Genomic DNA, 8,404 nt, shown 5'->3' with positions numbered 1-8,404 from the left:
TTTTTATTTATTTGTATTTTTTTATTCATTATCTTTATCTCACAATACTTAGACTAGAATGTTAATTTTTTGTATTAACTACAACCCAGTAATCTCCCGTTTAAACTTGCATACTAATGATGTTTGGGTATAGAATGCGCCCCAAATTAGCGACTAATTGGTTCTTATGATCTGGGTTGATTACGCCATTATTGGCATTATTGTATTGTCTACCATTATCGGTTTAATACGCGGCTTTGTAAAAGAAGCAATGTCATTAGCGGTATGGGCTGGCGCCTTTATCATCTCTAGCTTATTTTACCAATATTTAGCTTCCTTCCTAACAACCATTTCTGAACCCCTTTTAAGAAATGCGGCGGCCATAGCCATATTATTCTTTGCGACGCTACTGTTAGGCGGTTTACTAAACTACATTTTAGGTGAGCTCGTACATCGTACTGGTTTATCGGGTACCGACCGTGTTTTTGGCATAGTGTTTGGTGCTCTACGAGGCGTGTTGGTCGTGAGCGCGTTACTCTTCTTTCTTGATGCTTTTACTGGTGCACCCAATACGCACTGGTGGGGCAATTCTATTTTGATTCCAGAATTTGGCTTTGTTGTTGAATGGTTCTTTTCGTACCTAGAAAACAACTCGAGCTTTTTAAATTCAGTAAACCGTTAATCGGCGAGGATAAATTACATGTGTGGTATCGTTGGAATAGTCGGAACATCCCCTGTCAATCAGGCGATTTATGATGGCTTAACTGTTTTGCAGCACCGTGGTCAAGATGCCGCGGGTATCATTACCATTGAGAATAATACGTTTAGCTTACGCAAAGCAAATGGCTTAGTGAAAGACGCCTTTCACACCCGCCACATGAAACGACTACAAGGTACGATTGGTCTTGGCCATGTGCGTTATCCTACAGCAGGGTCTTCAAGCTCATCTGAAGCACAGCCTTTTTATGTTAACTCACCGTTTGGTATAGCGCTTGCCCATAATGGCAACCTTACTAATGCAGAAGCGTTAAAAGAGCAGCTATTCTCAGAAGCCCGTCGTCACGTTAATACAACATCAGACTCTGAAATTTTACTTAATATCGTGGCACATGAATTAAGCAAATCTGATAAGTTGCATTTGGACCCTGAAGATATTTTTACTGCGGTAACCGAAGTAAACAATAAAGTAAGCGGTGGTTATGCAACTATTGCTATGATTATCGGCCACGGCATTGTTGCTTTTCGCGACCCTAATGGTATTCGCCCACTTGTATTTGGTAAACGCGAAACCGAAAAAGGTACTGAGTACATGTTTGCCTCAGAAAGCGTTGCGTTGAAACCGGACGGTTTTGAGTTTGTACGTGATGTTGCCCCTGGTGAAGCTATATATGTTACAGAAGAAGGTGAATTCCATTCACTTAGTTGTGCAGATAAGGCATCTTACTCGCCGTGTATTTTTGAATTTGTTTATTTTGCTCGACCTGACTCAACAATAGACCGTATGTCTGTGTACGCAACACGCGTAAATATGGGCACTAAACTAGGCGAAAAAATTGCACGTGAATGGGCTGACAAAGATATTGATGTAGTTATCCCAATCCCAGAAACTTCATGTGATGTAGCATTGGAAATTGCACGTGTACTTGATTTACCGTATCGCCAAGGTTTTGTTAAAAACCGTTATATTGGTCGTACATTTATCATGCCTGGCCAAGAGATGCGTAAAAAATCAGTGCGTCAAAAGCTAAACGCAATTGATCGCGAATTTAAAGGTAAAAACGTATTATTGGTTGATGACTCAATTGTTCGTGGTACAACATCAGCACAAATTGTTGAAATGGCCCGAGAGTCTGGCGCTAAAAACGTTTACTTTGCATCAGCGGCACCTGAAATACGCTTCCCTAATGTGTACGGTATTGATATGCCTTCAGCAGCTGAGCTTATTGCTCACGGACGTGAAGTTGAAGATATTAATGCAAGTATTGGTTCTGACGGTTTAATCTTTCAATCGTTAAAAGATTTAATTGCTGCGGTTAGCCAAGAAAATCCTGAAATTACTAAGTTTGAAACCTCAGTATTTGATGGTCAATATATTACTGGCGATATTGATCAAAACTATCTAAATCGTATCGATAAACTACGTAACGATTCAGCAAAAAGCACGCGCGAAAATGCAATGTCTTCAGGTTTAGAAATTCACAACCAAGACGAAAACGAAGCTGATTAATAATTAATAAATATTATACCAATTGCATTAAATAAGTGATTTATTATAGCGCTAAAGAAATAGCACAATAACAAGGCAAAAATTGTGACATATAGTTGTTCTATATGAATAATTTTTAACGCAGTTAGTGAGTTATTTAATGCGATAGAATGATCATGCTTTTAATTAAATTGGTATTATTACACATAAAAAAAGGAGCTAATTAGCTCCTTTTTTGCGAAGGAAAGAAAGGGAACATTTCTATCAAATAAGGCTCTTTACCAGGTAAAATTTACTAAGTAAACATTGGGCTAACAATCCCATTTGTCCAAAGCATAGCTGTTACAGCTAAAATAATAACCAGCAATATTAATCCACACGTTACTACCGAGCTGGCGTAAATAAAGCCACGCTCTTCTGGGATATGCATAAGTATTGGAACGCCGGTATAGAGTAAATAGACCGAGTAAGACAGTGCAATAATTCCAATACACACTACAAACCAAAGTACAGGCCAAAAGGCGGCGAGCGCCGACATAAACACAGGTGTTGCAGTATAAGCCGCAAGTTCAAGTGTTTGTGTAAATGTAGGCTTAGAACCAAATGTAACGGCCATCCAATGGGCTAAATACGCTAGTGCAAAAACACCCGCTATTAAAGCAAAATACATCGCACCTGCAATTAAAAGTGCGCTATCGTGCGTTAAAAATACGGGATCGCCTGCGCCTATACTCCATCCTAAATAAACAGATGAGTAGTAGCCCATTATTGAAGGAAATAGAGCAATGAGCAAAATATGTGACAAGCTATAAGTTAAACTCTCATGGCGATTATCTATTGTTTGCCATTCTTCAAGTGGGTGAGCATAAATGCCCCAGAGGTGATTCAATATCATAGTGCTTACTCCATAAAAGGAACGTATTACTGTTTGGTTGGTTTATTTTTATACAGTCCATGTACAGTTATGGTTCACTTCTTTTATAAAGTCAAGTTAACTCAGTGTTAACAAATAAGTGGCAGGCGTAGCTTTATTTTATCCTAGCTAATTTTTCGTGTTAAAATAATAGTCTATAAATTTACTTAGTAATGAGCAGTCAACGTGCCACATAGCCAACTTTTAGAGCCGATTAATAACTTTTTACAATGCAGTACACCAGAGCAATGGGTGGAGCAAGCAATTAAAAAAGAAAACTTATCAGTCATTTTAATAGATCACTTAATTTGTGAATTAAAAGCGGCTCAAAGTGCGATGTTCTTAATACGTAAGTACGCGGTAGATAAAGAAAGCGGCGATGCGCTTTTAGCATGGCTCAAGCCTTTTGAAACGCTTATATATAAACGAGAGGGTGACTGGCGCGATTTAGCTGCAAAAAACAAGCTCACTAAATCAATCATTCCCAAGTCAAATTCTCCTTATGGGCAGGGCTTAATTGATAAAATGGTACTGTTAATAAAAGAAGAGCTGCATCACTTTTATCAAGTACTCGAAATTATGGACGAGTATGGTGTTGAGTATCAAAGTATTACACCCTGTCGTTACGCAAAAGGTATGCTTCGACATGTAAAAACATTTGAGCCCAATGCTCTAGTTGATAAATTAATTGTGGGTGCTTACATTGAAGCACGTTCATGTGAGCGTTTTGCAAAGCTTGCGCCGCATGTTGACAAGCGTTTAGGTGATTTTTATATTTCGTTACTGCGTTCAGAAGCGCGTCATTACCAAGATTATTTAGCTTTAGCTCAGGAAATTGCCAACTTTGATATTACAGAGCGGATTTCTGAGTTTGGTAAAATTGAAGCTAAACTTATCTTGTCGGCAGACGAAGATTTTAAATTTCATAGCGGTACTCCAGCATAACCCCTTTCAGTACTTTATTGCGATGATTGTAATTACACAGTCACGGCATTGAAAATTAGACGTAACCAAAATCACCTCCTACTATATATGTACTTCGGTACATATATAAATATTTATTATATTTATTAATTTATTAATTTATTAGATACCTTTTTAATAGGCGGTGTAGGATGTCCGACGGCAATGGTTTGTTTGTATTTGATGAAGAGCAGGAAATAGATAGTTCAACTATTGTAAGAAAAATAAAAGTGCTTACCGTTGAAGATGACTTAAATTATCAGCATGCTCTGACAAATAGTTTAATTGAGATAAAGCTTGAGGATAATTGTGAAATAGAAGTGCTTACAGCTAACTCAGTGTCGCAGGCCGCATTGGTATTGAGTTTTCACCCAGACATAGCACTCACTTTTATTGATGTTGTGATGGAAGATGATGACTCAGGTATTAGGCTTGTAAGCACGATTAGAGAAGTGATTGGTAACGCAGACATGCGTATTGTTTTGTTGACCGGTCAACCTGGGTTTGCACCCGAACAGCAAATAATGAAGTCGCTAGATATAGACGAATACTGGAATAAATCGGACGTTTCGGCCGAAAAATTGCAGTCAATTGTGACCAGTAACCTCCGAACTTGGAAATACATTACGCAAATATCTTCAGCCAGAAAAGGTCTTCAATTAGTTTTAGATGCTTCAAGAAGTATAAATAGCAAACACGATATGCGGTCTTTTTCTAAAGCTGTTTTAGTAGAGATAAGTAACATTTTAAATGTGACAGAGGGGGGCGGTATTATGTGCTCCACCCAAAGTGATGGAGAGCTTGTTAGAGCGCATATATCTTCTGCTAATGGTTGTTTTGATGGATTCGAAGGCAAACTCGTCGATAATAATATTTTACTGCCTGAAATTTATACTGACTTTAAACGTGCTTTAGATGAAAAAAGGCATGTTTTTTCTGAGCACCACACCGTATTTTATTTTTGTAATAGGGAAATAACAGTCGAAAGCTATATAACTATTGTTCAGTCAGACAATAAAATATCAGAACAAAATGAGTACTTGTTAAAAGTATTTAGTGAGAATGTGAGTACAGGCTTTAGTAATATAGCCTTACTTAATAAACTTACTGAGCTTGCATATACTGATGTATCGTTAAATATGCATAATCGAAATTGGCTTACGCGTGAAATAAAAAACATGAACCTTCACGAGCAATATCAAACACGTTTACTCGTTTTTGAGGTTAAGCAGTTTGAAGAGAAAGCCTTTACGTTTGGTCATGACTTTTGCCAAAAGCTGCTAAAAGAAGTTTACAAAAACCTGATTGCCATTTTTGATGGTTACTCAGCGCGCATTGCAATTATTAATAACAGTAGCTTTGGGTTACTCATAAACGCTAATTTTGATATGACCGACGAGATGATAGCCAGCCTGATTAGGCAAAAATGTATAATTACTTCCGTAAAACAGTACGCTGATTTAAGAATTCTTGATTTAGCGCTAAGTTCAGTATTAAACATCGTCCCTGAAAAAATAATAAGCATCGCAGAATCAAGCTTGAGTGACAGCCATTCAACTTCATTAACGTATATAAAGCACACTCAAGAAAAAACAGATGCATTAACTAGTCGTTATAGTTTAATGGCCCGATTACGAAGAGTTATTGGTGCAGGTTCTTTGCAAGTTGCTTTACAGCCTAAAATGGATTTAGTGAAATTGACGCCGGTTGGCTTTGAAGCACTAGCAAGGTGGCAACTAGATGACGGCAGTTTTGTAAGCCCTGAAGTGTTTATTGAACTTGCTGAAACAGCAGGTTTAATTAGTGAATTAGACAGCGTTGTTTTTGACAAAGTATTGCTGACTATTGATAAGTTGAGCGATATAGGTGTTAACTTGCCTGTTGCTTTTAATGCGTCTGCTTTTGATTTGGTTGATCCTGATTACTGTCAAAAAATTCTTCATAAATTAAAAGATGCCAATATTTCCCCAGAAATGCTTGAACTTGAAATTACAGAAACACAAGCAATTAGTAATTATGATTTAATTCGAGAGTCTTTAGATAAATTTATGGCGTTGGGCATAAAAGTAAGTATTGATGACTTTGGAACAGGCTATTCTTCAATCTCCCACATAACAGAAATACCTGCAAATACGTTAAAAATAGATAGATGCTTTATAAATGACATTGAGAGTAACGCGAATAACCAATATATATTAGAAATGATTGTTAATTTAGCCAAACGGTTTAACTTTTCGATAATTGTTGAAGGTATTGAAACCCGGGAACAATGTGAATGGGTTAAAACAATAGGGTGTAATGTTGCTCAAGGCTACTATTTTTCAAAACCACTGTTTTTTGACGACTTAATTGAATGGCTAAAACAGTATGGAAAAGTTTGATAACACCAACTCAGTAAGCTTAAGTAACAAGCAAAGTTACATAAAAGCATTATTTATTGCTGTTGCTTCTGGCGTTATCGCTTTTTTAGTGTATTGGCAAGTTTACCAAGCAAGGCTTACACTCGTTCAAGATTATCAAGACGATAAACTGTCTTTGGTGCAAACGGAATTTGTAAAAGAGTTAAGTAGTATAAAAAAATTAACCCAGGTTTTAGCAGATAATAAAAATTTAAAAAGAGGTAACAAACTAAGATACATGTTCAGAGATTCAAAATCATTAAGTGACATTAATGATTATTTTATTAACTTTGGGATGTTATCGCCTATTATTTCACAAATCCGTTGGATTGATATTACTGGAAATGAACGTTTTAGGATTGACTTTAAAGATAATGAGGCAAAAGTCGTTAAAAAAAATGAGCTTCAAAACAAAATGTCACGCTATTATTTTAGGCAAGGTATAGCCATTGAGGCCCCTGATTCTTTTTTATCTAAAATTGACTTAAATATGGAGCATGGTTCAATTGTTGAACCCTATGTACCAACCATACGAGTTACATACCGCACTAGTTCAAGTGATTATATAGTGGATGGGTTGATCGTAATTAACTTTGATTTATCCAGTCTTTTTCAGCGAATTAGAAATTACTCTGCAGATAATGCTCAGGTTAACATTGTAAATAAAGATGGTTTTTGGCTTTATAACAATGATAGGTCTAAAGAGTGGGGCTTTATGCTAGAAATGCAAGAGCTAACAATTGCTAATTATAACCCATTACTTTGGGAGTCTATGCAAAACCAACAAGAAAACACGGTAAGGCATTTTGACTCAAATGTTTATACATTAGATAAACTTCCGACTCTTTTTTCACAAAAATATAATGAAACACTTAATGACGTTATTTATATTTACATAAAAAGTAAAGATAAGTTAATAACTGAAATACGCCTTGTCGCATTAGGTTATGCCGGGATAAGTGCTATTTTTCTTTTGACCATTGGTGGCTTTATTTTATACAGAGAATATTGCTATACAAAAGTTTTAAGCAATTTATTTGAGCAGTTACATGCTGAAAAATTAGAGCTAGACTCTGTTAATAATAAACTGTCTAACACCATTAGGCAGCAGCAACTTTTACAAGATAGCTTCGTTGAAGCGCAAAAGCTGTCATCATTAGGCATGATGGTTGCGGGGGTCGCTCATGAAATGAATACGCCTATTGGCGGTGCTATTATTTCAGTATCGAACGCAGAGTCAGTTATGAATCGCTTAAATGAAGCAATAAAAACAGGTTTAACTAAGTCTCAACTAGAGAGTAGCGTTTTAAGCTTAGATGATAATTTAGCCTTAGCTAGAGTTAATTTGGATAAAGCAGCAGTGCTTGTTAAAAGCTTTAAAAAAATGGCCATTGATAGAAATAACGAAGAGTTCATTAAGTGTAATATTGAAGGTTTGGTTAAAGAGTTATTAATAGCATTAAACTCTAGATTAAAAACGTCAAAAATTAAAATTACTACTCGGTTTGATGGTGACTATACAATAAAAAGTCGACCGGGGGTTATTTCACAAGTTATAGAAAATTTGGTAATAAATGCACTTAACCATGCATTTGAGCACAATCAAACAGGTGAAATTGAAATTAAGGTTTATAAAAACGAAAAGGGTGATGTGAATATTACAGTTTCTGATACAGGGTGTGGAATTGAAAAAAATCAACAAAGCTCTATTTTTGAGCCTTTCCACACATCAGCTCGTGGTAAAGGGAATATAGGGCTTGGCCTGTATATGGTTTCTCAATGGGTTACCGGAATATTAAAGGGGCAACTGGATTTAGTATCGGATCCACAGCGTGAGGAAAAATTTAAAACTCAGTTCACAGTTACATTGCCAAATAAATGAATTATCTAACGCTGCAGCCATAAGCTCACCAAAACATTAAAAGTTAATAAATTTAGTGAAGA

At 36.3% G+C, this 8,404-nt stretch carries 6 protein-coding genes; 5 read left to right on the top strand and 1 reads right to left on the bottom strand.

The window, feature by feature from the left end:
* Positions 1-166 precede the first annotated feature (166 nt).
* The gene (locus P20652_RS05450) at positions 167-661 is read left to right on the top strand and encodes a CvpA family protein (protein WP_002958356.1); all 495 of its coding nucleotides are present in this window, start codon (positions 167-169) and stop codon (positions 659-661) included.
* Positions 662-679: 18 nt separating this feature from the next.
* Positions 680-2,206: an amidophosphoribosyltransferase gene (purF, locus tag P20652_RS05455; RefSeq protein ID WP_008170540.1), complete on the top strand. Its 1,527-nt coding sequence runs from the start codon at positions 680-682 to the stop codon at positions 2,204-2,206.
* Positions 2,207-2,480: 274 nt separating this feature from the next.
* Here the strand turns inward: purF and P20652_RS05460 are convergent, their stop codons facing one another.
* A complete protein-coding gene (locus tag P20652_RS05460) occupies positions 2,481-3,080 on the bottom strand; it encodes a Yip1 family protein (protein ID WP_008170539.1) in 600 nt (199 codons plus the stop codon).
* A 204-nt stretch (positions 3,081-3,284) separates the two neighbouring features.
* Between P20652_RS05460 and miaE the strand changes: the two genes are divergently transcribed.
* The 3 genes from miaE to P20652_RS05475 all read left to right on the top strand — a co-directional run bounded on the left by miaE (position 3,285) and on the right by P20652_RS05475 (position 8,342).
* Positions 3,285-4,043: a tRNA isopentenyl-2-thiomethyl-A-37 hydroxylase MiaE gene (gene miaE, locus P20652_RS05465; protein ID WP_008170538.1), complete on the top strand. Its 759-nt coding sequence runs from the start codon at positions 3,285-3,287 to the stop codon at positions 4,041-4,043.
* 170 nt (positions 4,044-4,213) lie between these two features.
* Positions 4,214-6,442 carry an EAL domain-containing protein gene (locus P20652_RS05470; protein WP_008170535.1) on the top strand — a complete coding sequence of 743 codons (2,229 nt, stop codon included), beginning with the start codon at positions 4,214-4,216 and terminating at the stop codon, positions 6,440-6,442.
* Positions 6,429-8,342: a sensor histidine kinase gene (locus P20652_RS05475; protein WP_008170533.1), complete on the top strand. Its 1,914-nt coding sequence runs from the start codon at positions 6,429-6,431 to the stop codon at positions 8,340-8,342. Before P20652_RS05470 ends, P20652_RS05475 begins: the two co-directional genes overlap by 14 nt.
* Positions 8,343-8,404 lie beyond the last annotated feature (62 nt).

The organism is Pseudoalteromonas sp. BSi20652, from assembly GCF_000239855.1.
Classification (GTDB): Bacteria; Pseudomonadota; Gammaproteobacteria; order Enterobacterales; family Alteromonadaceae; genus Pseudoalteromonas.
The sequence above is the reverse complement of the archived record's forward strand: the minus strand, read 5'-3'. Positions and strand labels throughout refer to the sequence as shown.

Coding starts and splice junctions, on each gene's coding strand:
- P20652_RS05450 (WP_002958356.1), top strand. CDS start 167: ATGATCTGGGTTGATTACGCCATTATTGGCATTATTGTATTGTCTACC.
- purF (WP_008170540.1), top strand. CDS start 680: ATGTGTGGTATCGTTGGAATAGTCGGAACATCCCCTGTCAATCAGGCG.
- P20652_RS05460 (WP_008170539.1), bottom strand. CDS start 3,080: ATGATATTGAATCACCTCTGGGGCATTTATGCTCACCCACTTGAAGAA.
- P20652_RS05470 (WP_008170535.1), top strand. CDS start 4,214: ATGTCCGACGGCAATGGTTTGTTTGTATTTGATGAAGAGCAGGAAATA.
- P20652_RS05475 (WP_008170533.1), top strand. CDS start 6,429: ATGGAAAAGTTTGATAACACCAACTCAGTAAGCTTAAGTAACAAGCAA.